The organism is Companilactobacillus mishanensis (assembly GCF_003946505.1).
Taxonomy (GTDB): domain Bacteria; phylum Bacillota; class Bacilli; order Lactobacillales; family Lactobacillaceae; genus Companilactobacillus; species Companilactobacillus mishanensis.
In genome coordinates this window covers 39,771-63,041 of the sequence record NZ_RHON01000008.1, presented here as the reverse complement: position 1 = coordinate 63,041, position 23,271 = coordinate 39,771, and the positions used below count along the sequence as shown (strand labels likewise).

Annotated in this window: 25 protein-coding genes; 14 read left to right on the top strand and 11 right to left on the bottom strand. The window is 35.1% G+C overall.

Annotated elements, in window-relative coordinates; translation table 11 throughout:
• The first annotated feature begins 45 nt into the window (after window positions 1-45).
• Window positions 46-438 carry a DUF2513 domain-containing protein gene (locus tag EKM63_RS09180; RefSeq protein WP_125705922.1) on the top strand — a complete coding sequence of 131 codons (393 nt, stop codon included), beginning with the start codon at window positions 46-48 and terminating at the stop codon, window positions 436-438.
• A gap of 233 nt (window positions 439-671) precedes the next feature.
• Here EKM63_RS09180 and EKM63_RS09175 read toward each other — a convergent pair whose 3' ends face one another.
• Window positions 672-1,397 (bottom strand): phage antirepressor KilAC domain-containing protein, encoded by a 726-nt coding sequence (locus EKM63_RS09175; RefSeq protein ID WP_125705920.1) that lies wholly within the window; start codon window positions 1,395-1,397, stop codon window positions 672-674.
• Between the two features lie 32 nt (window positions 1,398-1,429).
• Window positions 1,430-1,633, bottom strand: a complete 204-nt coding sequence (locus EKM63_RS09170) for a helix-turn-helix domain-containing protein (protein WP_125705919.1) — start codon at window positions 1,631-1,633, stop codon at window positions 1,430-1,432.
• 257 nt (window positions 1,634-1,890) lie between these two features.
• Here EKM63_RS09170 and EKM63_RS09165 point away from each other — a divergent pair, with 257 nt between their 5' ends.
• Genes EKM63_RS09165 through EKM63_RS09135 form a run of 7 tightly spaced genes read left to right on the top strand, consistent with a single transcriptional unit; the run spans window position 1,891 to window position 5,844 of the window.
• Window positions 1,891-2,229 (top strand): helix-turn-helix domain-containing protein, encoded by a 339-nt coding sequence (locus EKM63_RS09165; protein WP_125705917.1) that lies wholly within the window; start codon window positions 1,891-1,893, stop codon window positions 2,227-2,229.
• A complete protein-coding gene (locus EKM63_RS09160; RefSeq protein WP_125705915.1) occupies window positions 2,222-2,650 on the top strand; it encodes an ImmA/IrrE family metallo-endopeptidase in 429 nt (142 codons plus the stop codon). Before EKM63_RS09165 ends, EKM63_RS09160 begins: the two co-directional genes overlap by 8 nt.
• Window positions 2,651-2,684: 34 nt before the next feature.
• Window positions 2,685-3,170, top strand: a complete 486-nt coding sequence (locus tag EKM63_RS09155; protein ID WP_125705913.1) for an SHOCT domain-containing protein — start codon at window positions 2,685-2,687, stop codon at window positions 3,168-3,170.
• Window positions 3,171-3,197: 27 nt separating this feature from the next.
• Window positions 3,198-3,770 (top strand): hypothetical protein, encoded by a 573-nt coding sequence (locus EKM63_RS09150; RefSeq protein WP_125705911.1) that lies wholly within the window; start codon window positions 3,198-3,200, stop codon window positions 3,768-3,770.
• A gap of 48 nt (window positions 3,771-3,818) precedes the next feature.
• Window positions 3,819-4,310 (top strand): hypothetical protein, encoded by a 492-nt coding sequence (locus tag EKM63_RS09145; protein WP_125705909.1) that lies wholly within the window; start codon window positions 3,819-3,821, stop codon window positions 4,308-4,310.
• Window positions 4,310-4,648 (top strand): hypothetical protein, encoded by a 339-nt coding sequence (locus EKM63_RS09140; RefSeq protein WP_125705907.1) that lies wholly within the window; start codon window positions 4,310-4,312, stop codon window positions 4,646-4,648. Before EKM63_RS09145 ends, EKM63_RS09140 begins: the two co-directional genes overlap by 1 nt.
• A 59-nt stretch (window positions 4,649-4,707) precedes the next feature.
• Window positions 4,708-5,844, top strand: coding sequence for a site-specific integrase (locus EKM63_RS09135; RefSeq protein ID WP_125705905.1), 1,137 nt, complete (start codon window positions 4,708-4,710; stop codon window positions 5,842-5,844).
• 191 nt (window positions 5,845-6,035) lie between these two features.
• Here EKM63_RS09135 and EKM63_RS11575 read toward each other — a convergent pair whose 3' ends face one another.
• The 4 genes from EKM63_RS11575 to EKM63_RS09110 all read right to left on the bottom strand — a co-directional run bounded on the left by EKM63_RS11575 (window position 6,036) and on the right by EKM63_RS09110 (window position 10,023).
• Window positions 6,036-7,199: a cobalamin-independent methionine synthase II family protein gene (locus EKM63_RS11575; protein WP_318530640.1), complete on the bottom strand. Its 1,164-nt coding sequence runs from the start codon at window positions 7,197-7,199 to the stop codon at window positions 6,036-6,038.
• A gap of 102 nt (window positions 7,200-7,301) precedes the next feature.
• A complete protein-coding gene (gene yedF / locus EKM63_RS09120; RefSeq protein WP_125705900.1) occupies window positions 7,302-7,637 on the bottom strand; it encodes a sulfurtransferase-like selenium metabolism protein YedF in 336 nt (111 codons plus the stop codon).
• A 242-nt stretch (window positions 7,638-7,879) separates the two neighbouring features.
• Window positions 7,880-8,938, bottom strand: coding sequence for a permease (locus EKM63_RS09115; RefSeq protein WP_125705898.1), 1,059 nt, complete (start codon window positions 8,936-8,938; stop codon window positions 7,880-7,882).
• A 107-nt stretch (window positions 8,939-9,045) separates the two neighbouring features.
• Window positions 9,046-10,023, bottom strand: a complete 978-nt coding sequence (locus EKM63_RS09110; RefSeq protein ID WP_125705897.1) for an NADPH:quinone reductase — start codon at window positions 10,021-10,023, stop codon at window positions 9,046-9,048.
• A 339-nt stretch (window positions 10,024-10,362) separates the two neighbouring features.
• Here EKM63_RS09110 and EKM63_RS09105 point away from each other — a divergent pair, with 339 nt between their 5' ends.
• From EKM63_RS09105 to EKM63_RS09090, 4 genes are all read left to right on the top strand, one after another.
• Window positions 10,363-11,655 carry a glycosyltransferase family 2 protein gene (locus tag EKM63_RS09105; RefSeq protein ID WP_225418286.1) on the top strand — a complete coding sequence of 431 codons (1,293 nt, stop codon included), beginning with the start codon at window positions 10,363-10,365 and terminating at the stop codon, window positions 11,653-11,655.
• Between the two features lie 20 nt (window positions 11,656-11,675).
• Window positions 11,676-13,412, top strand: coding sequence for a glycosyltransferase family 39 protein (locus EKM63_RS09100; RefSeq protein ID WP_125705895.1), 1,737 nt, complete (start codon window positions 11,676-11,678; stop codon window positions 13,410-13,412).
• A gap of 184 nt (window positions 13,413-13,596) precedes the next feature.
• Window positions 13,597-14,868 carry a glycosyltransferase family 2 protein gene (locus EKM63_RS09095; protein WP_225418285.1) on the top strand — a complete coding sequence of 424 codons (1,272 nt, stop codon included), beginning with the start codon at window positions 13,597-13,599 and terminating at the stop codon, window positions 14,866-14,868.
• A 23-nt stretch (window positions 14,869-14,891) separates the two neighbouring features.
• On the top strand, window positions 14,892-16,637 hold the full coding sequence (locus EKM63_RS09090; RefSeq protein WP_125705893.1) for a glycosyltransferase family 39 protein: 1,746 nt from the start codon (window positions 14,892-14,894) through the stop codon (window positions 16,635-16,637).
• Window positions 16,638-17,111: 474 nt separating this feature from the next.
• Here EKM63_RS09090 and EKM63_RS09085 read toward each other — a convergent pair whose 3' ends face one another.
• From EKM63_RS09085 to EKM63_RS09075, 3 genes are all read right to left on the bottom strand, one after another.
• Window positions 17,112-17,405, bottom strand: a complete 294-nt coding sequence (locus tag EKM63_RS09085; protein ID WP_125705892.1) for a hypothetical protein — start codon at window positions 17,403-17,405, stop codon at window positions 17,112-17,114.
• A gap of 91 nt (window positions 17,406-17,496) precedes the next feature.
• Entirely contained in the window at window positions 17,497-17,844 is a 348-nt protein-coding gene (locus tag EKM63_RS09080; protein WP_125705890.1) for a hypothetical protein, read from the bottom strand.
• A gap of 148 nt (window positions 17,845-17,992) precedes the next feature.
• The gene (locus EKM63_RS09075; RefSeq protein WP_225418284.1) at window positions 17,993-19,111 is read right to left on the bottom strand and encodes a serine hydrolase domain-containing protein; all 1,119 of its coding nucleotides are present in this window, start codon (window positions 19,109-19,111) and stop codon (window positions 17,993-17,995) included.
• 226 nt (window positions 19,112-19,337) lie between these two features.
• Between EKM63_RS09075 and EKM63_RS09070 the strand changes: the two genes are divergently transcribed.
• On the top strand, window positions 19,338-19,889 hold the full coding sequence (locus tag EKM63_RS09070) for a LemA family protein (protein WP_125705888.1): 552 nt from the start codon (window positions 19,338-19,340) through the stop codon (window positions 19,887-19,889).
• A gap of 12 nt (window positions 19,890-19,901) precedes the next feature.
• Window positions 19,902-20,819: a zinc metalloprotease HtpX gene (gene htpX, locus EKM63_RS09065; RefSeq protein ID WP_125705886.1), complete on the top strand. Its 918-nt coding sequence runs from the start codon at window positions 19,902-19,904 to the stop codon at window positions 20,817-20,819.
• A gap of 40 nt (window positions 20,820-20,859) precedes the next feature.
• Here the strand turns inward: htpX and EKM63_RS09060 are convergent, their stop codons facing one another.
• Together EKM63_RS09060 and EKM63_RS09055 are read right to left on the bottom strand one after the other, a co-directional pair.
• The gene (locus tag EKM63_RS09060) at window positions 20,860-21,642 is read right to left on the bottom strand and encodes an NEAT domain-containing protein (RefSeq protein ID WP_125705884.1); all 783 of its coding nucleotides are present in this window, start codon (window positions 21,640-21,642) and stop codon (window positions 20,860-20,862) included.
• Between the two features lie 103 nt (window positions 21,643-21,745).
• Window positions 21,746-23,098 carry an FAD-dependent oxidoreductase gene (locus EKM63_RS09055; RefSeq protein WP_125705882.1) on the bottom strand — a complete coding sequence of 451 codons (1,353 nt, stop codon included), beginning with the start codon at window positions 23,096-23,098 and terminating at the stop codon, window positions 21,746-21,748.
• Window positions 23,099-23,271 lie beyond the last annotated feature (173 nt).

The window sequence follows — 23,271 nt, the reverse complement described above, 5'->3', positions numbered from 1 at the left end:
TTGATATAATTTAATCAATCCATATATATTCGAGGTGAAATTATAATGCGTTTAAACCAGGATTGTGTTCGTGACGTTATGCTTTATATTGAAGATAAAGCTGTTTTTGGAAAATTCTTGTTCCTAGACGAATTTCTAGAAGCAAGTGAATTATCCAACTACGAGAAGGATACAATTAAATATGTTCTTGCTAAGTTAGACGAAACCAATTACTTAAAGTCATCTATTCAATGGGTGAACGGTGACATTTATTCATTTAGTACTGGCATGATTACTTGGAATGGTCATAAATTTTTAGACACAATTCGTGATAATAAGGTATGGAGTAAAACTAAATCCATCACCAAAGATTTCGCGTCTGTTTCTATTTCTTTGATTGAAAGCATAGGATCAAAAGTTATTGCCGAGATGATTTTGAATCAAATGGGTAATCCTTAACTAGAAACACCCGACCGTCTATATATATGAATACTTTTTTTGAAGGCTTACATCCCGCTCGTTGTAGGTCTTCTTTTACGTTGTTCTTCTTCCATAAAACCAAAGACAAGTCGTTAGTATGACCGACGCTCAGCGGTATCCATTGGTTGAAAAAATTTTTATAAAAGTAAATGAAATCGTATCTTTTCACTGATAGGTCACCTGCTCCATCCATTAATTTGTTCATCAAACGTCTATAAGATTTTTAACTGCTGATCTGCAAGAAATTTATTTACGAAGTATTGTTGTCCTTTACCAGTAACTTTTGGAGTTTTAGTAACGACAGTTACCCCATCACCGTTTACGTGGCTCGATTCCTTGATTTTGAACAATCCCATTTCCATTGATTTTTGAGTTGGAGAATTATAATCTGCGCCTTTACGCTTGATTAAATACCCGTTATCTCTCATCCATTGGAATAAACGTCTTGCACCAGTATCAACGCCATTTCCTTTGATGATTTTGGCAAGATCACCAACTAAGATAGTGGTATGTGATGTTGCTACCGAATCTGCAAATATTGCTTTGGGTTTCATTAGTTCAAGCTGTTCTTGTTGGTCTGCTGCCAAACGCAATGCTTCAGCCATTGTTGATGGAATTTTGAAACCACCTGTTTTGATTTGGTCTTCCATCTTGTTAAAAGCTTCAATATATTGCATTTTGAATTTAAGAGCTTTCTTGCCTGTGAATCCCATTGCTAGTAATGTGAACCCATCACGGTTCATGTAATACATTGGGTATGATTGTCCGTTTTGATCATTGATGTGTGATGATTTTAAAAACATTTGATGGGTGTCGCCATTTTTGGCTATACCCTCGATAGCTCTCATTACCTTGCTGTGTTCCTTATCAAATGTTTCTGCAACTTGCAAACTGCTAGTTACCACCTGTTGATCTTTCATAATTACTAAGTTGTTCATTTCATTCATCTCCTTTTTTATATTCGTACTGCCTATATACCGAGGACTTTTTCAATTTGCTTTCGTAGTTCTCTAGATTTAGGTGTCATGTCACCTTTGATTGCTCTATTGAGTTGTTGAGGATTAGCATTAATCAATTCAGCTAACTCTTTTTGAGTCATATCTCGGTTAAGCAATGCGATCTTAATTGATCGTTCAATGTCATATGCTACCTTTGCGAATTGTTGTTCTGGCATGTAATCAACTCCTTTACTGTTAGTTTTTCATCAAGTTGTTGACAAAATATTAGACTAAGTCTAATATAAAGGCATATTAAATAAGCAATAGGAAATCCACTACTACCGCAATCCTCTCCAAAGTATTGTATCGGTGGTCGTTTGTTTTGTTGCTCAATTACTTGATGAATTAATAATAAGACTGAGTCTAAAATAATGCAAGTATATTTTTAGTCTAAGTCTAATTATTAGTCGTCATATATTGGAGAAAACCTATTATGACAACGTTAGATAGAATTAAAAAAATTTCAAAGCAAAGAGGTTTTAGTCTTACAAAAGTGAACGATATGGCTAATTTGGGTACCAACACTATATATTCATGGAAACATAAAGAGCCTGGAATTAATAATCTTAAGGCTGTTGCCGATGTTCTCCACGTCTCAGTAGATTACCTTCTTGGTAAAACCGACGACCCAGAACCAAACAAAAAAAATAAGCCTACCGAAGTAGACTTGAATAACGATAACACGATCATGACATTTGAAGGTCGGCCTATTCCAGAAGAAGATATGGAATTAATCAGACGACTATTGCGTGGAGGTAGAAACAATGATTAATGAAATAACTTCCTCATTAATGAACTATGCTTTTGATCATGGTTTCACCGTTATTTTTGAAAACAAGCTCTCATCGCATACACCTTCGCTTGTTGACACAGATCATCATACTATAATCGTTAATAGTAATTGGCATAAGCAAAACCAAATACCTTTTCATCTAGCTCATGAATTGGGACATCTGTTAAATAATGACCACGCAAATTCTTGTTTATACTTCACTCCTTTGAAAAACGGTATTGAAGGTAGAGCCAATAAGAAAGCTATCGACTTATTAATCCCTTACTATATAGAAGATAAATTGCCAGAACAGATCAATAATACGGATTTCATGAAGTCCTTTGACATACCTGCTTACCTATCAGACATAGTAAACGAAGAACTGCAAAATATCGGAATTAGTTCTCTGTCCAAACACTGACGACATTAAAAGCTGAAATTTAGGGGGATTTATTATGGAAAAAATTAAAGTAGAAATTAATATACCAGAGCACGTAATTTTAGAAGCAGATGATACTAAAGTTACTATTACACGAAAAGGATTACGTTCATTTGCTAATCGCGGGTCAAATGGAAGCCAAACTATCCCATTTAGCACAATTATTGGCATTGATTTTAAACCAGCAACATTAACAGCTGGCCATATTGGATTTACAACAGCAGCAGGTAATCAAACTACTAGCGGTTTAGGATCCCAAGGAATATTTGCAAACAGTGATTACAGTAAAGCTAACACAATTGTTTATAGAAGCAAAAAAGCTAATAAAGACATTGAAGCAATTAAAAAAAGAGTTGATGATTTTATAAATACTCCTAAAGAGTCTAACAATTCATCCACCGACTCTATTGATGAACTACCAAAACTAAAGAAGCTTCTCGATGCTGGAATCCTAACCCAAGAGGAGTTTGATGCCAAAAAGAAACAAATTTTGGGACTTTAACAATATCAAGATATGGGGGATATCAAGATGAAACGTATTATCACATCTGCTCTACTAATTGCTACTACTCTTTCACTAGCAGCATGTTCAAATAACAAGTCAGCCAGTTCTTCTGCTGAAAAAAAGGATAAGACTACCCTAGTTTCTAAGAAGAAAACTGACAAAAAGAAAAAGGCTTCTTCAACTAAGAAGAAGTCCCCTAAGAAATCTGATCAAAAAAAGGATAGTAACAATAATCAGCAAGCAACTGATCAGAATAGTACACAACAAAATAACACCAATCAACAAGCTCAAAATCAGACTTCTAATCAATCTCAACAGGCTTCAGGCACAAATACCAATAACCAACAACAAACATCTCAAAACGATCAAAATACACAGCAACAATCTAGTGGTATTTCTTATGATGAAAATACTTTGACAGGATTCGTTAATAAATATGGTGTCTCGCCTGCTTTATACAAAGAACAACACGGAATGTCTACCATTCAAGCATTGGAAAGCACGCCTGATGATATGAAAACATTTGGTGAACAACAGTTACAGACAGGCATGGAACAAGGGTATATCGATGAGAACGGTAATTATACAGGAAACTAATTGGATATATAAACAGTCATACTGTGGCATGACTATTTGGAGGAAAATATGGAAAATCCATTTGATAAATTTACAGTACATGAAGAACCTAGCATTGTGAAATTTGATATCAATTTATTACAAGGAAAATTATATACTGAGTTTGATGATACTTCAAAAATAAAATTACGCCTAAGGGTTGATACATACATCCCTTTTGGAGGTCATACAATTAAATCACTCGATTTTAATTTATACGCTATGAACGATAGATCGGACGTTGCTAATCCAAATGGATTAACCCTTTTAAAACCCGTTGCAGGGGTAAAAACAAACGTTAGCGAAGTTAGAGCATCTGAAAATCTAAGCTTGAAATCCGAAAACGGCGTTTTTAAACTAGATTACACTTTTGAATTAATTTCCCCTTTTATCGGCACTAATTTTAATCTACTTGGAGTAAATATTGTCACTAATAATGAGTCTATGAAGGATGGAGAAATAATAAAGAAAAACATTTACACCACTGTTATTCCCACGTACTATTTAAGTGAGGAAATCTAATGTCCGACGGAAAGGTTATACAATTAAAAAATTTTACTTCCATTGCTCCCCAAGACATGGATTCATTCGATAGTGATACAATTAGGAAAACTAATGAAATCAGTTCAAACCATGGTAACGGAGGTGGATCAGGTATGGATAAATATGCTACTAAAGAAGAACTAAAGCATACTCAAGAAATCTTATCTGAAAAGATTAATCATAGATCTGATGTAATTGAAGAAAAGATTGCCGGAGTAAAATCACAAATTGAATCTAGCAACAAACTTCTCTATTGGATTTTGGGAATCTTCGGAGCCGTATTCACCGGATTACTTGTTGCACTTCTTACTAAATAAACAAAGCCATTAACAGGCTTATTTATTTTTACCTAAATTAAGTTTTTGGAGGTGTGATTATGCAACTATATAAACGAAAAGCAAAATGGTCTTATCGGGTTTGGTATCGGGATGAGAATGGTAAAAAGCATTCAATATCAAAAAGTGGATTCGGTACAAAAAAAGAAGCCCAAAAAGCAGGCGAGGAAATTGAACTTAAAGGGTTACAATCTGGTATAACATCAAAAGAAAATGTTACTTTTTCCGATTATGCTTGGCACTGGATCAAGATCTACAAGAAAGATCATATAACACCCCACAGTTATTATATTTATAGTCAAATACCTAAATTAATCAATAAGACATTTCATGAAACAAAACTAAAAGATATTTCAAAAATGAATTATCAAACCATGCTTAACGAGTATGGAAAGGATCATGTTCGCGAAAGCGTATCAAAACTTAATAGTAGAATTCGTGCAATGGTAAAGGACGCCGTAGAAGAGCGAATAATATACAGTGACTTCACGTACAATGTTAGTATAAGTTCACAGATTAAAAGTAAAAAACCTGATGCAAAATACATCAACGAAGATGAAGCCAAGCGATTAAAAGAAAATTGCATGAAAAATTTAAACATGCATGCAATTGTCAATTACGAAATCATATTTGCGCTGCTAACTGGTTGTCGTATTGGTGAAGTATCTGGATTGACCTGGGACAATGTTCACTTTCGTAAGCAAACGGTATTCATTGAGCATGGCTTCAACTACGATCAAACTCAAACATTTAAAAAAACAAAAACAGAAACCTCAGAGCGAGAAATTAAAATATCCACAGAATTGATTTCTATACTTAAAAAATTAAAAAAACAACAGCAGGAGCTTTTCATTAAACAAGGATATCGAGATGAGCGTAATTTAGTATTTCTAAATAGTAATCACAAAATAATTTCAGATAACGCAGCTAATAAAGCTCTTAGAGGCAAGCTAAGCAGTCCTGATGTTAATGCTGACAATATCATTACTTTTCATGGATTAAGGCACACACATGCTTCAATTTTGATTTCACACGGTGTTGATGTGTCTTATGTATCACAAAGATTAGGACACAAGAATATAGCAATCACGCTTAACACCTATTCTCACTTACTTCAAAAAGCAAAATTACAACAAGAAGAAAAAGCACTTAATGTATTAACGGAAAATTTGGGGTAATGTATAACGTCACACAAATGTCACACAAGCTGATTAGAAATACCGTAATATCAGTATTTACAGCCCCCTTAACATTCCCATACGGGTGATAAATAACTTCTAAAAGAGCTGTAAACACAACGTTTACAGCTCTTTTTTTAACTCAAAAAAATCATCGTAAAATTTATTTACGATGATTTTTAAATTTAACACTACTTGCAATGTCTTTCTCTCAGAGTTTCTGCTGCAGTATGCATTGCATCCATCTTTTGACTGATTACGTCATAAGAATTCAATGTCCTGCTTGAGAATGTGGCAAATCCACAATCTGGGTTTAACCAAACTCTTTCTGGTGGCAAGAATTCGAGTGCCTTTTCGGCTGATTTAACAATTGTATCTGGATCTTCAACTTCGTCACTTCTAGGATTTACAACACCTAATCCCAAAATGATTTTATCTTTCAAATCGTTATTTTCAAATAGTGAATCGATATCTCCAGCTCTAGGAGTTGAGAACTCTAGCGTAAGCATATCTACATCAATAGAATCAAAGAATTTACCTAACTTGTCATATGAACCTGACAAGAGTGTATCTTCTTTCTTAGTCCAATTACCTCTACATACATGAATTGATCCTAATGTTCCACTACCTTTGATTATCTTAAATAATGGTTCGATCAAATCATGTGCAAAATTCAATTCTCGGTCAACCTTGACCTTCTGTGATAAGGCACCTCAAAAGAATGTATTTTCTGATCCTGCTTTTGCAAAAACAACTTCCGACAAAATTGGATCATCGATTTGAATAACGTCAACACCAATATCAATTAGACGATGAATTTCATTGGAAAGTAATTTTACGACATCAGCACCAAGTTCATGACGATCTTCGTAAACTTTTCCAGTTATCTCCTCGAGCCACATTGATCTAGTTAACAAATATGGACTAGGCAATGTTGCCTTTACAGGTTTGTCAGTTAAAGATTTGAGACGCTTGATCTCCTCAAAATCCAAAACTGCATTAGTGTCAATACGGTCAACAGCAATCGGATTATTGATAGTTTCATCAGCATCCATGTTATTAACACTTTCATCGAAACTATCTTCATCTTCTGTTAAAGCTGAAACTTCTGCCAATGACATTAATTTAACGCCATCAACTTTGTCGGCAACGAAAGACATATAGTTGTCACGAGAAAGTTCACCATCAACAATTACATCGATTCCTGAATCTTCCTCACGTTTGATAACATCTTTTGTATCTTTGAGTAAGATTTTATCAAATTCTTCTTTATTGCCACTTTTTTTAGCATCTAATAGTTCAGCACTTCTCGGCATGCTACCCATCAAAGATGTACTAAATGGTTTAAAATCCATGATGATCCTCCCTTCCTAGAGCATTAATATATTTTAAAACTTGTATATAAATAATAACACCATAAAGTGGTCAGGACTTTATGGTGTTATTTAAGTTAAATTTTATGGATAAACGACGTTGTCTTCACCTGACATCAAATCCACAACTTCTGGCATTGTAGTAATACCACCAACACCTAATTTCTTATTTAATTCATAATAGTCCACGCAGATTCCACAAGATAAGACGTTAACACCATCTTTTTCAAGTTCAATTAAATCGTTAAGTGCATCTGAACCTTTCTTAGCTAGGTTAACTCCTTCAGCGTACATGATAATGTTCTTTGGTTTTTCTTTTTGCTCTGTGAGTTGATGAATAAATGCATTCATTAAGTTTTGTGTTAATGCTTTTTCTCCTGCACCCATTTCAGTAGTTTTTAATACAACATTGTATGCCATTTGTGAATCCCCCTTATTTAATTTACAAATTAAGTGTATCACAATGAAAACGCTTTTAGTGATTTTCAAAAAGATTTCTTGTTAGGAAAAACCCTAATTTACCAATGTGTGATTATTATTTCATTTTTATTGAAAATAAATTATATAATTCACAAAAATCTATCAAATGATAAATGTAAGCGACAAAAAAAGCTCGATCGACTATGATCGAGTTCAATTTAAATTTTCAATTTTTCACTTTTTTATAGTACAAACACGCCGACTAAACCAGCAACTAATCCAAATGCAAACACACTGGCTGCGGTAATACCTAAACTCTTCCAGCTTAAAACTGGTTTTAATAATGCTAATGAAACGATACTTACAGCAGGTAATGTCATCAACAATGCTGCTGTTGGTCCAGCTGTTAAGCCTAAGGCCATAAGTGCTTGGATAATTGGAATCTCACCAGCTGTTGGTACAACGAAAATTGTTCCAACTAAGGCAAACAATAGAACAGCTAACCAGCCGCCACTTAATCCACCTTGAATGGCTGGGAAAAGAACTCCTTCAAATGTACCTAATAAGAAGACAATAACTACATAAGCAGGAATACTGTCAATTATTAGTGTATAAAATGCTTTCCACCAGCGTTTCCATAATGCTTCACTGTTTTCGTTAACAGGATCAAATTCTGAACCTTCATTAACTTCAACTTGTTTCTTGGTACTTAATTTTCCAACCAATGTGGCAATGCTAATTACCATCAAGATACCAAAAACAATTCTGAAAATTGTATATTTCCATCCTAAAACTAATCCCATGAAAATCAGTGTAGCTGGATTCAATAATGGATTTGCTAGGAAGAATGCCATGATGCTGTTTACAGATGCTTTTGATTTAGAAAGTCCAACTGTAACTGGTGCGGAACAACATGTACACATCATTGTTGGCACACCCATCAATGTACCAATCAATGTATTTCTTAATTTTGTTCCACCAAGATATCTACGAACCCAACGGACAGGAATCAAAACTTGCACCAATGATCCAACAATGATTGCGACTGCTAAAGCTTTCCATACTGACAAGAAATAAGTAATCGTGAATGTAAATCCGTTTTGAAGTGAAACTCCAGCAGATTTAGCACCGACTCCAGCTATTATCGAATCCCCAACTGAATGAGTTGATGCTGCTGTGATTGCCTTCCCATAATATGGGTACCACTTAACATAAAAAATTCCGGCAATAAATATTGCGAAAAACAAGACAGCAAAGATGATCTGCTGTTTGTTTTTATTATTTGAAACTTGACTGTCCATATAAATCTCCCCCTAAAAAATTGTGAATGCCCTTTCACATATATTTTAGTATAAAGGTCTTTTCATCAATTTTCCATGGAGAATGTGAATTTTTTAATTTCATTTATCTATTGAAAAGTCAGTACTACCTTGGTTTTGACTTGACCGTGCTCAAGTTTTTGATGGATTTGTGCAATTTTATCAAACGATAAACTTTCAAAGCTTTTCTCTAAAAGTTTCCCTTTTTCAAAGCTTTCATTCAGGATTTTGGAAGCCTCTTTTAATTGTTCTGAACTAGCATGACTAATTACAAACCCCTTGATCGACTTACTACTTGTATATAATTTTCCAACATTAAAGTTTGAACCACCACTCTTCGGAGTAGTAATCAAACCAACTGAACCATGTAATCCAATCATATCGATATTGTTTTGTAATTGAACTTGGCCGGATGTATCCACTACATAATCAAAGCCAATGGATTTATCATCCAAAATTTTGTCAGTTAAATTTTCGTCATGATAATCAAAACATTTTTCCGAGCCCAGTTTTTTTAAACGATCAAAATCTCGAGGATTAGAAGTTGTTGAAACTTCTAATCCTTTTTGGGCAGCATATTCCAAGATCTTATCTCCCACATGGCCAGCAGCTCCCTCAACTAGAATACTTTGTCCAGAACGAACGTGTAAAACATCATTCAATAAAATTACTGCTGTGGCAGCTGAATGTACTGACGCTACAACCTGTTTTGGATCCACATCAAAAGGAACTGGATATGCTCGAGATTCAGGCACTGAAATGTATTCACTGGTAACACCCTGCCGACCGTCATACCCCATACTATTAGTCCAAACTAAGTCACCCTTTTTAAAATCTTTGACCTGCTTACCTAGTGACTCAATCGTACCAACAGCATCACGTCCGACTACAAACGGAAATTCCATTTCTGTCTTAAAGCCACCGGAACGCACAAAAGTATCAACATTGTTTACTGAAACGGCAATGACCTTTACCAAGATTTCATTGTCATTAATTTTAGGCATGGGTATCTCACCAATTTGAATCTGGTCCGCATCGCCAGTCTTTAATATGTATGCTGCTTTCATAAATAACCTCCAATAAACCATCAATTTTAATTATTAACTATCCGTTACAAACGTTCTTACAAAAATTATTATCTCTCAAAAATAACGTCCGAAACTATTCAAATATGACCGAATTTTTATGTGTAAATTTGCTATCTTATACCGATTTATTCAATAAAACAAATATAATCAATTAATTCAAATAAATTTATTAGATTACTCATTTTCAACCAATAATAGTTTTTGATTTCAATATTTATTCGTGAACTAATCAATATAAAATGCAGTTAATCCAAATACGGAGTTCCTCATCTTCGTAGAAGGATAATAAAAATATTTGTTTTCAGACAAAAAGTGAGGGTGATCAATATCGTAATTTTTACAAAAATACTACTAGTTGTATCACTGATTACATTTCTCTCATACTTGCTCTGGTTCTCAGTTTTCTATCTTGAACGTGTAAAAGATGTTAACTGCAAAGTGGATGGGACTCCATATAATTTATTCATCATGGTCCCACTATTAAATGAAGAAATGACAGTTTCAACTTACGTCAAAAATTTGATTCTTGAATTAAATAAATTAGGTAACAATATTCAAACTAACATCATTCTTATCAATGATGGATCCACTGATAACACTCTTAGAAATTTACAGTACCTTGAAGGCTCCATTAACAGTCCTCATACAAAGATTCATATATTAAACAGAACTTTACCCAACGCCCAACAAGGTAAAGGTAGTGCATTGAATTTTGGCTTGGATTACATTTCAAACATCCCAACATCATATGATTCAACGCACACAATCGTTGGAATCGTTGACGCTGATGGTTTCATTTCAGCAGATCACATTAAAATGATCATCGGTGCATTTGAGAATAACGACGTTGGCATGGTTCAAACGGCTGTTTCAATGAACAGCACCAAGCATAACTGGCTTTCAAAGATGCAAGATATCGAATTTCTAGGTGCTAACTCTTTCATGCAAGAAAGTCGTAACAAGATTGGACAAGCTATCGCCAGTGGTAACGGTCAATTCATTACTCTGAAGATGGCACAAGAAGTCCGTTGGGGAAATTCTCTACTAGAGGATTTCGAATTCACCGTCCGTGGACTGCTTAAAGGATTTAAGACAATTTTCGTACCACACGCTGTTGTATATCAAGAAGCTGTTCAAAAAGTTCATCCCCTATTTAAACAGCGAATCCGTTGGTGCCAAGGCTCAATGCAATGTTGGGCAAAGTACTCATTAAGGATCCTAAAATCACCACTGATCCACAATAGTGTCAAAACAGATATGCTACTATTTCTAACATTACCGTTTTTCAGCATGATTTTAAATGTAGCAAATTCATTCTCAGCTTTACTTCAAATCAACAATATTTTCACCAGAAAACCATTACCAGTCATGATTGTTTTCTTCACCGTTCTATTATTTACCCTATTTGTATGGCTATTGATGGGTCTCGAATACCATCAAAACTCCGACCGTTTCTCACTAGTAAGATGTGTCCTTAGATCATGGGAATGCATAATCTATAATTACTTCTTATCATTCATCCCCTACTTTGCATTCACATACCTGCTAATGGGCCGTGCAAAATGGGACAAAACAGCTCATGGTTCAGGACAAACTGCAAATGCTAACTAACGAGACTGGAGGTAGACTTTATGAACCGTCCAGAAATAACTAAACATCCAACTAAAACTAAAGCACGTCATCAATTTCATCGTTTCAAAATTTTTTCGACCGCGAACCATTTGACTAGTACCATAGATCTGCCACTGAAGAAATCTACTGTCAAAGACGCCTCTAACAATAAAAAGAAGAAAGCCGCGACTGCTGATTTCGACACTAGCATTCGTTCATCTGCCGGACTTCAATCCCTCAAGTTAGCCTTTCAATCGGCCTCGATCCTAATTTCTATCGGACTATTGATTTTCATGTCACTTGCCGCTTGGGGTGCAACTAAAAATGCGATGAACAATTACTGGCAAGTCATCACATTCACCATGGTCACCTTATTAATATTTGGATTATGCTACGCATTCTCTAATTTGATTGGCCAAAAATCATTCATGTTCTTTGTCGGGATATTATTGGTCATCGCGTTGATAAAAATATTCTTTATTTCTATATACGCAATTCATCCGACTTCAGACTTTTTCAACTATCATTACTTTGCCTTTGCAAGGTCTTCAGGTATTGCTTGGACGAAAAAACTAGTCGGTGTGAACATGTACTTCCCTCACGTCATGAATATCGCAATGTTCTACTCTATTCCCTACTCTCTAATTGGAACAAACTATGTGACATCGCAGATCGTCAATATTGCCTTAACATTCTTTGATGGAATTTTGATCTACAAAATTTGTCTCAGAATTTTCAATCAACAAGCTGGTATGTTTGCTGCACTAATTTTCTCATTGATTCCAGCTTACTTCATGTACAGCACATTGAATGGTGCAGAACCAATGTTCATCACCGCATTTCTCGGCATGTTGCTAGCGTTCCAGACATTTATCAGACGTGACAATTCATCTTCATCAACGAAATGGGTAGCTAGTTTCAGAGATTTGGCAATACTTTCGGTCATAACTTACATGATCAGACCAACTATTGGAATCTGGATCATTGTCGGATTCCTCTACATCTTACTCATTCGTTGGCCTTACAAAGTTCCCGTTAAGTTTCAAATGAAACGTCTACTCTACTTTGGTGGATTCACTTTATTCTTTGTTCTATTCTCAATCTTCTCATCGGCCATCTTCTCACAGGCATATAAGATAAACTTTGCCAGTGACTCGGTCAACAATCGTTACAGCTTAGCCACCGGTACATCTTTAGCTACTGATGGGCAGTACAACCAGAAAATCTATAACAAATTGGATAAAGATTTCAAGGACTACAGTTCGACTGCAGAAATCAATCAAAAAGCTACCAAAGACATGAACGCTCAAGTCAAAGCAAATATCAGTGAGATAACACGTGAAAAAGCTTGGCCTAAGTTCATCAGCAATAAATATGCTGCTTTCTCGAATGAAAACTATGGTTACAACTGGATACTCTATAATACTTGGAACAAAAATAAGCTCAAGAAACCATTCGTGGAAAGTCAATCAGCTTTGGTCAGTTTCTCCACTATCTTCTATGAGTTCATGATCATTTTAAGTATTTTAACGATGAGTCTTATCCTATTATTTAGACATCGTGTGAATGAAAGTATGAGTACATTAAACCGAGTCTTTTATCTATCTTTACTTCTTGATGGATTTATTCTTGGATCAATGATATTCGAAGTACAAGGACGCTATCACGTGATTCTTTACATTCCTCTAGTTATGATTCTTGGACTTGGTGCAAAAATTCTTGGCGAACGACAGAATCATTTAACGGTTCGTCTCTAAAAAAATTAAATTAAACTATAGACTATTTTGACTAATATCAAGATAGTCTTTTTTATTTATCATTTTTGCATATAATTAAGCGAAAAATTAATCATATTTTTTGTATATTTATAGTAGTATAATTTTTATTTATAGCGTATTATAGTTATTGCCAATCAACATGAGGTATGTTTTTAAAGAGGAGATGATAAAAATATTTATATTCACATACGTCCTGTTGGTTCTCTCGTTAGTTACGTTTATTGGGTATTTGTTGTGGTTTTCAATCTTTAATTTTGAACGTGTTCGTGATGTTAATTGTCAGAAGAAAAATGGTATATACAAGTTGTATATTATGGTCCCACTTTTGAATGAAGAAAACACCATCTTTTCATACGTTAACGATCTGATTAATGAATTAGATTTGGTTGATCAAACGATAATTCCAAATATTATTTTGATTGATGATGCTTCTGATGATCGAACACTTGAAAATATCTACAAACTACAAGACATGACTCGCCACTTGCGACCAAATGTTTACGTTTTGGACAGACATTTTCCAAACGCTCAACAAGGTAAAGGTGCTGCGCTTAATTATGGCCTTAGTCTAATCTCACAGATGGACGATGAATTTGACAAACAACACATTATTGTCGGAATTGTCGATGCTGACGGATTTATTTCCGCTAAACACATCACCGACGTTATTGGGGCTTTCGAAAATAATCCTGTTGGAATGGTTCAAACCGCTGTATCCATGAATAAGCCAGAAAACAATTGGTTATCAAGAATGCAAGATATTGAGTTTCTTGGTGCCAATTCGTTCATGCAAGAAAGTCGAAATCGACTCGGTGAAGCTATTGCCAGTGGAAATGGTCAATTTATTACACTTGATATGGCAGAAGCCGTTGGTTGGGGTAACTCATTACTTGAGGATTTTGAGTTCACAGTACGAGGATTGTTTAAAGATTATCGTGCTTTATTCCTACCGACAGCAATCGTGTATCAAGAAGCTGTTGAAAAATTACGTCCGTTGCTTAGACAACGTATTCGTTGGTGTGAAGGTTCAATGCAATGCTTATTCAAGTATGGCGTGCGAATTATGACATCACCAAAGATCAACACTGGTGTCAAAGTTGACATGACTCTTTTCCTATTCTTACCCTTCTTCAGTATGTTGCTGAACTTCGCAAATATTTCGTCCATTCTAGTACAAATAACAAATATCTTTTCGAGAAAACCAATACCAGTATTAATTGTTTTTACCACAGTTATTGTCTTCACATTAATAATCTGGTTTTACATGGCGCTTGAATACTATCGAAACACTAATAATTTATCTGTTTTGAAATGTGTCTGGCGTGCATGGCAATGTATTATTTACAACGTGATTTTGTCATTTATTCCCTACGCTGCTCTGGGTTACTTATTAAAAGGTAGAAGCACCTGGGATAAAACAGCTCACGCACAATAGTTTTTTTGATAGGAGGTGGTCCTATGAATTATCCATGGATAAACCCATCCCATCAGATGAGCCGTAGTGCTTACAAGCAACGAAGTAAGCCCAAGAAACGTCCAAACATTCATTTTAGTACTCTGAACTCCGCCGTAGCAGAACGTCCTCCCCTATCTTTTGGTCGAACTCGTGCCCGTCACAGAGATAACAGTTTTTCCGACCGTCTCGTAAATGACCGTTCAGAGGTCCAATCTTTCAAATTGTTTGGACAGTCAGTCGCAATTTTAGTAGCAATATCACTTTTGATTTTTATGTCCGTTGCAACTTGGAAAGGTGCAACGATGACTGGTAGTTTTGGATTAGAGATTTTTTCTATGACACTAGTTACCGTCATATTGTTCATTCTTTCCTATCTTTCTGCTTCATATATAAGCGTCAGAAACAAATCGTTTGTTTACTTAGTAATTGTGCTATTAGTAATTGCACTGATCAAAGTCTTTATTATATTGACATACAACATAGGTCCTACTTCTGATTACTTCAACTATCACTACTTTGCATATGCAAAAGCATCTGGTATTCCATGGACAAAACATATGATCGGAACAAATATGTTTTTCCCCCACGTACTTAATATAGCGATGATGTATTCCATCCCTTATTCGCTTATTGGTAACAATTACGTTACATCTCAAATTTTAAATATCGCCATTACCATGTTTGATGGCCTATTGATTTACAAATTATCTGCTTCAATGATCAACAAACAAGCTGGAATTTTTTCAGCATTGATTTTTTCATTGATACCATCCTATTTTATGTACAGTTTGATCAACGGTGCCGAGCCGATGTATATAACATTCTTATTAGGTATTTGTATTTCTTTTGACACCTTTTTGAAACGAGATGCACATGATACAAATGCAAAATGGGTCGCCAGCTTTTTGAGTTTAGCAGTTCTGGTTATTTTGGCTTATATGGTCAGACCAACAATTGGTATCTGGGTCGTAGCCGGTTTTATTTACATAATTTTTATGAGAACTAATGAACAATACACGTATAAGTTCAAGCTTACAAGGTACTTTTTCTTTGCTGCCTTTGCCTTGGTATTCATTACATTCTCAGTCTTGTCACCAAAGATTTATTCCGCAGTATATGGAATTCCGATTGCATCAAGTTCTAGCATGAACCGATACAGCTTAGCGACGGGTACATCACCTGAAACTAATGGAGCTTACAACAAGCATATTTACGACATCATGAATAAAAATTATAAAGAGTTTCCTGAACAAGCAAAAATGGATTCGATGACTAATAAAGATTTGAATAAACGAATCGATAGCAACATCAATGAATTAAACGGACAGAACAAATGGGGAATTTTCCTTGATCAAAAATATACCCAATTCTCAAATGAAGATTACGGATACAATTGGATTTTATATAATACCGCCAAAAGTAATCATCACGAGGGATCCTTCTATTCCATGAAAAAATCGTTAGTTGCGCTTTCTGCGATTTTCTATGAATTCATTGTCATACTATGTATATTCACAATGAGTTTCATTCTTTTATTTGCACCAAGGATTCCTGATTCCATTAACACAGTTAATAAACTGTTCTACTTTTCACTATTACTTGACGGATTTATTATCGGCTCAATGATATTCGAAGTCCAAGGTAGATACCATACGGTTTTATACATACCATTGGTATTGATACTGGGACTTGGCGTAAAGCTATTGACCGAACGGAATCGCAAGTTCCAAATAACTCTTACGATCTAATGCAAAAAAGAGCCTTCGATTTTATAAAAAATCGAAGGCTCTTTTGATTATCAGGGTTACTCATCAATTATTTAAAATGGGAACAATATCGAACGTCAAATAAATTTTGATATTTTGACCAATATAATAGTTGTTTATTTTAAATATATTTCATTTCCTAATATATTAAATGTTTACATTCAAATTGTTGACTACGATCTTTTGATTAAAAAAACTCGAGAAACAAAAATCCCCCTATCCAAAATGGACAGAGGGATTTTTGTGTTGGTAAATAGGTAATACATTGTACCACCGTAAAACTATGATTCTAAGATAAATGTCACTCATTTATCTGTCTATATTATCTCTATTTCCGACCAATAAATCCACCTTTTTAACACCAATTTAAATAAAATAATTTAATTATTACGACTATTTGGTTTTGTTTATAATTGATTTTGTATATTTTTTAAATTTTGAATAAGTTCAGAAAAATTATATGGACAATTGAACAAAATCCGTTTCGTTATCTGTTACATTATCGGTCCAAAAATAACCTGAAAACGGCAACTGTTTGGAAGCTTCATTCAAGAGTAACTTTATCCCTTTTCGATTCATCGGGGAGATCGAATAAATTGGATTTGCATTTCTCACCCCATTAGACATTTTCATAAAGACTGAAGATGTATCCATCGAGTCATTATTAACGACTTCTAATCCATTAAAAGTATCTTTGTTGTATCTGCGATAGAACTCGACTATAAAATCATCTAAAATTACTTTGTTCATTTAACTCACCTCATCGAATTCTATTATACGAACATATGTTCTTGTTTTCAACCCAAAAAGTCGGAACTTTATCGTCCCGGCTCTTTTGATGTTACATTAAAATAAGATTATTTCCAACTACATCTGTTGATTTTACATAGAAATCATTACCGATCGGATACAAGATCGTACCATCTTTAAGTGTTACGATATCTTTCTCCAATACTAAGTGAATATCCTGAGTAGGAAAGGCCAACATTTTGATGTCGTATCCTCGAACATTGTATAAAGGAACAGCATCTGTTACTTGAAAGACAATATCATTTGTTTTTTCTGGTGCGGCAATCGTGGAACTAGCATTAGCAGTTTCTGGAGTATCAAAAACAATACCTCCAAAAGTTGCCATTCCGGTTGCTAAGATTGCTGTTGCAGTAATCAAACTCTTGAATGTTTTCTTCACGAGCATCACCCTCTTCTATTTGATATCCATATTATAACGTGTATTGTATTCGATTACATTAAATATTTCTACAATTATTAGCAATATTGACGTATTTTTATTTAGAAATATAAATATAAAAAAAAGATGGTCTCTCGACCATCTAAACCTATTCACTTAAAGCTAATGAGAAAATTTTATTTGCCAAAGGTTTTACATTATTTGCCAACCTTTGATAATTACTCATCACGACAACAGCAGTGTTGCCTGAATCTGAGATATGGAAAACTGATTGATAACCATATCCCCAACCATTTGATCCACGGCTATCAGTATGATTATACAATCCACCACCGTATGTGCTAATGCTAGCGGGAACAAACAATTCCTGGCGCGATTTGTTAGTTAACATGTCTCCAGAAACCAAATATCTCTCAGCCTTATAAAGATCACCTGGGCTCATAAATACTTGACCGGTCCCGAATTCATCTCGTGTTTCATATGCTTTTGTTATATAAGGATTTGCATAAGTTAGACGACCTGATAGTGGATTATTATTTGTATATCCCTGTGATTTATTTACATTATTTGATGAACCATAGGCAAATGTAGTTTCCTTCAAATGAAGTTTCTTGATATACGTTTCTGTGAATATTTGTTTATAATTTTTGTGTGAAACCTTTTCTACGATCCTAGCCAATAAAACAAAATTTATTGGGGAATATTGCCACTTATTGTACATCACGTTACTGTAATACAAAGAGTGTGCATCATCATTGGCAATTTGTGCGTCAGGTAATGGAACAGTTGGACCGTCCCCCGATAAAGTCAAACCAGATTTCATGTCTAACATTTGACGAATAGTTATTTTATGGCTTCCTGGTATTTCGGGGAAATATTTGGCGAGTTTGTCATCCAAACTCATTTTGTGTTCCTGGACTAATTTCATGATCAACCCTGCAGTCAAAGACTTTTGAATCGAGTCGATCTCATAACTAGAATTATCCTTATTCATAAGTTTTTTTGAATAATCGGCATAGCCCATACTTTTTGTATATACAGGCTTGCCGTCTTTGATAATCAAAACTGTGCCGCAGAAATTCCCCTGTTTCAACAAGTTATCAACTTGTCCCGACAATTCTTGATCTTCATATTCTTGATTAGTTTGAGTAACAACTGGTTGTGTCGTGTCAAAAGTATCGGCACGAACTGGAGTTGATGTAACTAGTAATGATTGAAGCAACAATACTGACATTGTACATGTTATAAATCTAACTCTATTTTTCATAACATATCTCCTTAACAGTTACAAAATATTCGTTACCTAACATATATATTTAATTATCTACATTATAAAAGCCTCAACGTTAAAAGAGAAACGTTGAGGCTTGAGATTTAGTAATTTCTAATTGGCATGATCTGCAGTATTTTATTTACTATAATGTCCAGGCTATAAGGGTATTATGGATAATCAATTATGGTAAAATGTATGCAACATAAAAAAGGAGAATACAATGACAATAGCAATAATTATTATCGCAATCGTAGTAATTTTAGGTATTATCTACGCTGGTTTATATAACGGTTTGGTCAAATACAGAAACCGTGCGCGTGAATTTAGCTCACAAATCGATGTTCAACTAAAACGTCGTACTGATTTGATTCCTAATTTGGTCGAAACAGTTAAGGGCTATGCTTCTCACGAAAAGGAAACTTTATCAAAAGTTGTCGAACTCAGAAATAACGTTACTAACGCTGATTCTCTACAAGACAAAGTTGATGCGGACAACCAACTTACTGGTGTCTTAAGACAAGTCTTCGCATTAGCTGAAAACTATCCTGATTTGAAAGCCAACCAAGAATTCTCAAAATTGATGGAAGAACTTTCAAACACAGAAAACAAAGTAGCATATGCTCGCCAAGCTTACAACAGTCAAGTACAACAATATGATACAGCTATCGAAACTTTCCCACGTAATTTAGTTGCGGGAATTCATGGATTCACAGCTATGGAATTCTTATCAATTCCTGAAGCTGAAAAGGAAGCTCCAAAAGTGAAGTTTTAGTAGGAGAAAACAATGATCTATCAACAGATTGATAGTAATAAACGCAAAACATACTTCATATTTGTTATTTTCTTCATAATTCTTGCTGCTCTTGGAAGTTTTATCGGTTACTTTTTCATCAATAATATTTGGTATGGAATTATTCTTTCATTGGTTATTGCATTAGTTTATGCACTGATAACCTATTTCCAATCTACCAGCATCGTCATGCAAATGAATGGTGCCAAGAAGTTGGAAGCCGAGAAAGATGCACCAGACCTTTGGCACATTGTCGAAGATTTAACTATGGTGGCAGATATTCCCATGCCAGAAATTTATATGATCAATGATCCAAGTCCAAATGCCTTTGCGACTGGTCGAGATCCAGAACATGCTGCCGTTGCAGTTACTTCCGGCTTGTATGAAATGATGGACCGTGAAGAACTCGAAGGCGTGCTTGCTCACGAAATCTCCCATGTCAAAAATTTTGATATCAGAGTATCGACGATTTCAGTAGCTTTGTCATCTGCCATCATTCTTATCTGTACGCTAATTGGTAATGCATATCGATTCGTATGGCCTGGATTTAATGATCGTGATAATGAATCAAATTCAGGATGGATGGTGATCCGATTGGTCTTATGGCTAGTCGGACTGGTCTTTATGATATTAGGACCGTTCATCGCCAATTTAGTTCAGTTGGCCATATCTCGAAACAGAGAGTATCTAGCAGATGTTTCTGGCGCTGAATTGACACGTAACCCACAGGGGTTGATAAACGCCCTAGAAAAGCTCGAAAAAAATGAAGAACCAATGAAGAAAGTTGATGATGCCAGTGCGGCACTCTATATCTCTGATCCACAAAAGAAGAGAAAGAGCTTTGCCGGTTGGTTTGATACTCATCCTCCATTGGATAAACGAATAGAAGCATTAAAGAAAACATTTATGTAGAAAAGAAGCTGTGACCAATAAGTCACAGCTTCTTTTTTATTTAAAATATACTTTTACGGAAGTAAAAAATGACACCTGCAATAGCAGCAACTCCCACGACTGAAGCAGAAGTAATTGCTATAAAATGATTCTTGGATTTCTTTGCTTTCGAATTGTTTTTACCATCAGGATATATCACGGAAGCAGATTCGTCTTTCTTAGCTGGTGTACCTGATTTTTTAGAATCTTTCAATGGAACTGGTTTTTTTATTGTAACTTTTTCACCATCGGCAGCTTTCTCTCCAGAATTATCGCCATCGGTTGCTTTTCCATCAGCAGATGTATCTCCACCGTTCGCAGAAGCATCCCCACCATTATCTCCGGAATTAGTAGCAGAATTGTTACCATTGTCTCCACTACTCAATGCAGGGACATTTAGGAATTTCAGATAAACTAACGCATCCATATTCACGTTGGCAACTTTAACATCCAAATGCATGGTAACAGGTATTAGTTTATTCAAATCTGTTGTAATGAACTTAAATGTTGCACCATGAGCATTATTGACAATCTGACCATCACCATTATTGATGCTGGTATATGTAACTGGATGTGAACCGATCCAAGATGGGACTGATGACGTCATTGACACATAGTATTTACCATCTTTGATGATTACATTAGCTGGCTTATCCATGTACTGGTCCGCATGACTAGTTTGTCCATTTGGTTGAAGTACTTGATATTGCAATGATACCGCGTCAACCTTGTTAACCCAAAACTGACTACTTACAAAAATGAGCGATAATACAAACAATACCGCAAGCAATCCCCTTTTTTTCATATATAATCCCTCTTTATGTATCTGTTACTAATATATTACTATAATTTAGACAAAAAAATAACCAAAACGATAAATGAAATTCGTTTTGGTTATTAATCATTATTTATTTATTTTCATCGACAGCCTTTTGAGCCGCAACATTGATGATATTCCATGGACGGTCAAATCCTGGTTGGAAGAAGAAATCGGCATATTCGAGATATTCGATTGTCATCTTAGCTTGAATAGCAACTGAAATAGCATTGATGTCTGCAGTTACATCAGCTTTTGACATAATTTGTGCACCAACGACTTGATGATTATCAGCGTTATACGTTAATTTGAAATAAACTGTTGGATTTTCATCAGCTGGGACAAACTTTGGTCTGTAGCTATCTGTTACATAAACTGATTTAACATTAGCATTATATGCCTTAGCAGTAGCATCTTTAATACCAGTCGAGGCAAACTTGTAATCAAAGACAGTTAAAGCTGATGATCCTGAAATACCAGGGAATTTCTTAACTGGTTTTTCAAGGTTCAATGCAGCAATTCTACCTTGACGACGTGCATTAGTTGCAAGTGAGATATGTGCCTCACCATCGGTTGGCAAGAACTTGATATGAGTTGCATCCCCAACGGCAAAAATATCTTTAGCACTGGTTTGCATATATTCGTCAGTTTTAATTGTTCCATCTTTATTGATGTCGACAATGCCGTTCAACCATTTAGTATTTGGACGAACACCAGCTGCTTCGATGACTAGATCAGCATCATAAGTTCCTTTATCAGTTTGAACTTGTGTAACTTTCCCGCCTTTACCGACGAACTTTTTAACTGTTTCACCTGCAGCAATCTTAACACCGTGTTCTTCCATATTCTTGGCAAGAATATCTGTGAATTCTGGATCCAAATATGTACCCAAAACTCTTGGTAAAATATCAATTACAGTTACATTCATACCGGCTTTGGCAAATACTTCTGTAGCTTCATTTCCGATATATCCTGAACCTATTACAACAACATTGTTGACATCAGGGTCAACTGTTTTGGCCTTTAACTTGATAGCCCAGTCACGACCACGCATTGCATAAATATTTTCTAAGTCGCTTCCCTCAACTGGGATATGTGTTGGAACAGCTCCAGCACTCAAAACCAGCTTGTCATACTTTTCAGTACGAGTTGAACCATCAGCGTGGCTAACAACTTCAACTTCATGTTTTGCAGCATCGATCTTTGTAATTTCTTGTTGAAGATATACAGCAACACCTTGTTTTTCCATTTCCTCTGGAGTGGCATAGCTGACACTATTTACCTTCTTAACTTTACCTTCCAAATACAATTGCATTCCGCAAGATAAGAATGATAGGAAGTCACCCTTTTCATACCATTGAATTTCTGTATCTGGGTTTTGTTTGAGAATTCCTCGAACTGTTTCGTACCCACCATGTGATGAACCTACTACAATAACTTTCATATAGAAACCTCCTTCGACTACTGATTCCATCATAGTTGATAAAAATATTTATTTCAAGTAGTTAGGTCAATGACAACTATTTATTATGCTACACTATGCTGTATACCAAGTCCTATCTTGCAAGCATATTTAGGGAATTTGAGAATAAGACTTGGTAAACTATTTTGGGGAGC

What these genes read in the sequence shown, in the direction of transcription:
- EKM63_RS09075 (WP_225418284.1), bottom strand. Translation starts at nt 19,111, where the DNA reads ATGAAAAATAGAGTTAGATTTATAACATGTACAATGTCAGTATTGTTG.
- EKM63_RS09095 (WP_225418285.1), top strand. Translation starts at nt 13,597, where the DNA reads ATGATAAAAATATTTATATTCACATACGTCCTGTTGGTTCTCTCGTTA.
- EKM63_RS09180 (WP_125705922.1), top strand. Translation starts at nt 46, where the DNA reads ATGCGTTTAAACCAGGATTGTGTTCGTGACGTTATGCTTTATATTGAA.
- EKM63_RS09100 (WP_125705895.1), top strand. Translation starts at nt 11,676, where the DNA reads ATGAACCGTCCAGAAATAACTAAACATCCAACTAAAACTAAAGCACGT.
- EKM63_RS09170 (WP_125705919.1), bottom strand. Translation starts at nt 1,633, where the DNA reads ATGCCAGAACAACAATTCGCAAAGGTAGCATATGACATTGAACGATCA.
- EKM63_RS09140 (WP_125705907.1), top strand. Translation starts at nt 4,310, where the DNA reads ATGTCCGACGGAAAGGTTATACAATTAAAAAATTTTACTTCCATTGCT.
- EKM63_RS09085 (WP_125705892.1), bottom strand. Translation starts at nt 17,405, where the DNA reads ATGAACAAAGTAATTTTAGATGATTTTATAGTCGAGTTCTATCGCAGA.
- EKM63_RS09110 (WP_125705897.1), bottom strand. Translation starts at nt 10,023, where the DNA reads ATGAAAGCAGCATACATATTAAAGACTGGCGATGCGGACCAGATTCAA.
- EKM63_RS09155 (WP_125705913.1), top strand. Translation starts at nt 2,685, where the DNA reads ATGGAAAAAATTAAAGTAGAAATTAATATACCAGAGCACGTAATTTTA.
- EKM63_RS09135 (WP_125705905.1), top strand. Translation starts at nt 4,708, where the DNA reads ATGCAACTATATAAACGAAAAGCAAAATGGTCTTATCGGGTTTGGTAT.
- htpX (WP_125705886.1), top strand. Translation starts at nt 19,902, where the DNA reads ATGATCTATCAACAGATTGATAGTAATAAACGCAAAACATACTTCATA.
- EKM63_RS09055 (WP_125705882.1), bottom strand. Translation starts at nt 23,098, where the DNA reads ATGAAAGTTATTGTAGTAGGTTCATCACATGGTGGGTACGAAACAGTT.
- EKM63_RS09060 (WP_125705884.1), bottom strand. Translation starts at nt 21,642, where the DNA reads ATGAAAAAAAGGGGATTGCTTGCGGTATTGTTTGTATTATCGCTCATT.
- EKM63_RS09175 (WP_125705920.1), bottom strand. Translation starts at nt 1,397, where the DNA reads ATGAACAACTTAGTAATTATGAAAGATCAACAGGTGGTAACTAGCAGT.
- yedF (WP_125705900.1), bottom strand. Translation starts at nt 7,637, where the DNA reads ATGGCATACAATGTTGTATTAAAAACTACTGAAATGGGTGCAGGAGAA.
- EKM63_RS09160 (WP_125705915.1), top strand. Translation starts at nt 2,222, where the DNA reads ATGATTAATGAAATAACTTCCTCATTAATGAACTATGCTTTTGATCAT.
- EKM63_RS09150 (WP_125705911.1), top strand. Translation starts at nt 3,198, where the DNA reads ATGAAACGTATTATCACATCTGCTCTACTAATTGCTACTACTCTTTCA.
- EKM63_RS09070 (WP_125705888.1), top strand. Translation starts at nt 19,338, where the DNA reads ATGACAATAGCAATAATTATTATCGCAATCGTAGTAATTTTAGGTATT.
- EKM63_RS09090 (WP_125705893.1), top strand. Translation starts at nt 14,892, where the DNA reads ATGAATTATCCATGGATAAACCCATCCCATCAGATGAGCCGTAGTGCT.
- EKM63_RS09165 (WP_125705917.1), top strand. Translation starts at nt 1,891, where the DNA reads ATGACAACGTTAGATAGAATTAAAAAAATTTCAAAGCAAAGAGGTTTT.
- EKM63_RS09145 (WP_125705909.1), top strand. Translation starts at nt 3,819, where the DNA reads ATGGAAAATCCATTTGATAAATTTACAGTACATGAAGAACCTAGCATT.
- EKM63_RS09115 (WP_125705898.1), bottom strand. Translation starts at nt 8,938, where the DNA reads ATGGACAGTCAAGTTTCAAATAATAAAAACAAACAGCAGATCATCTTT.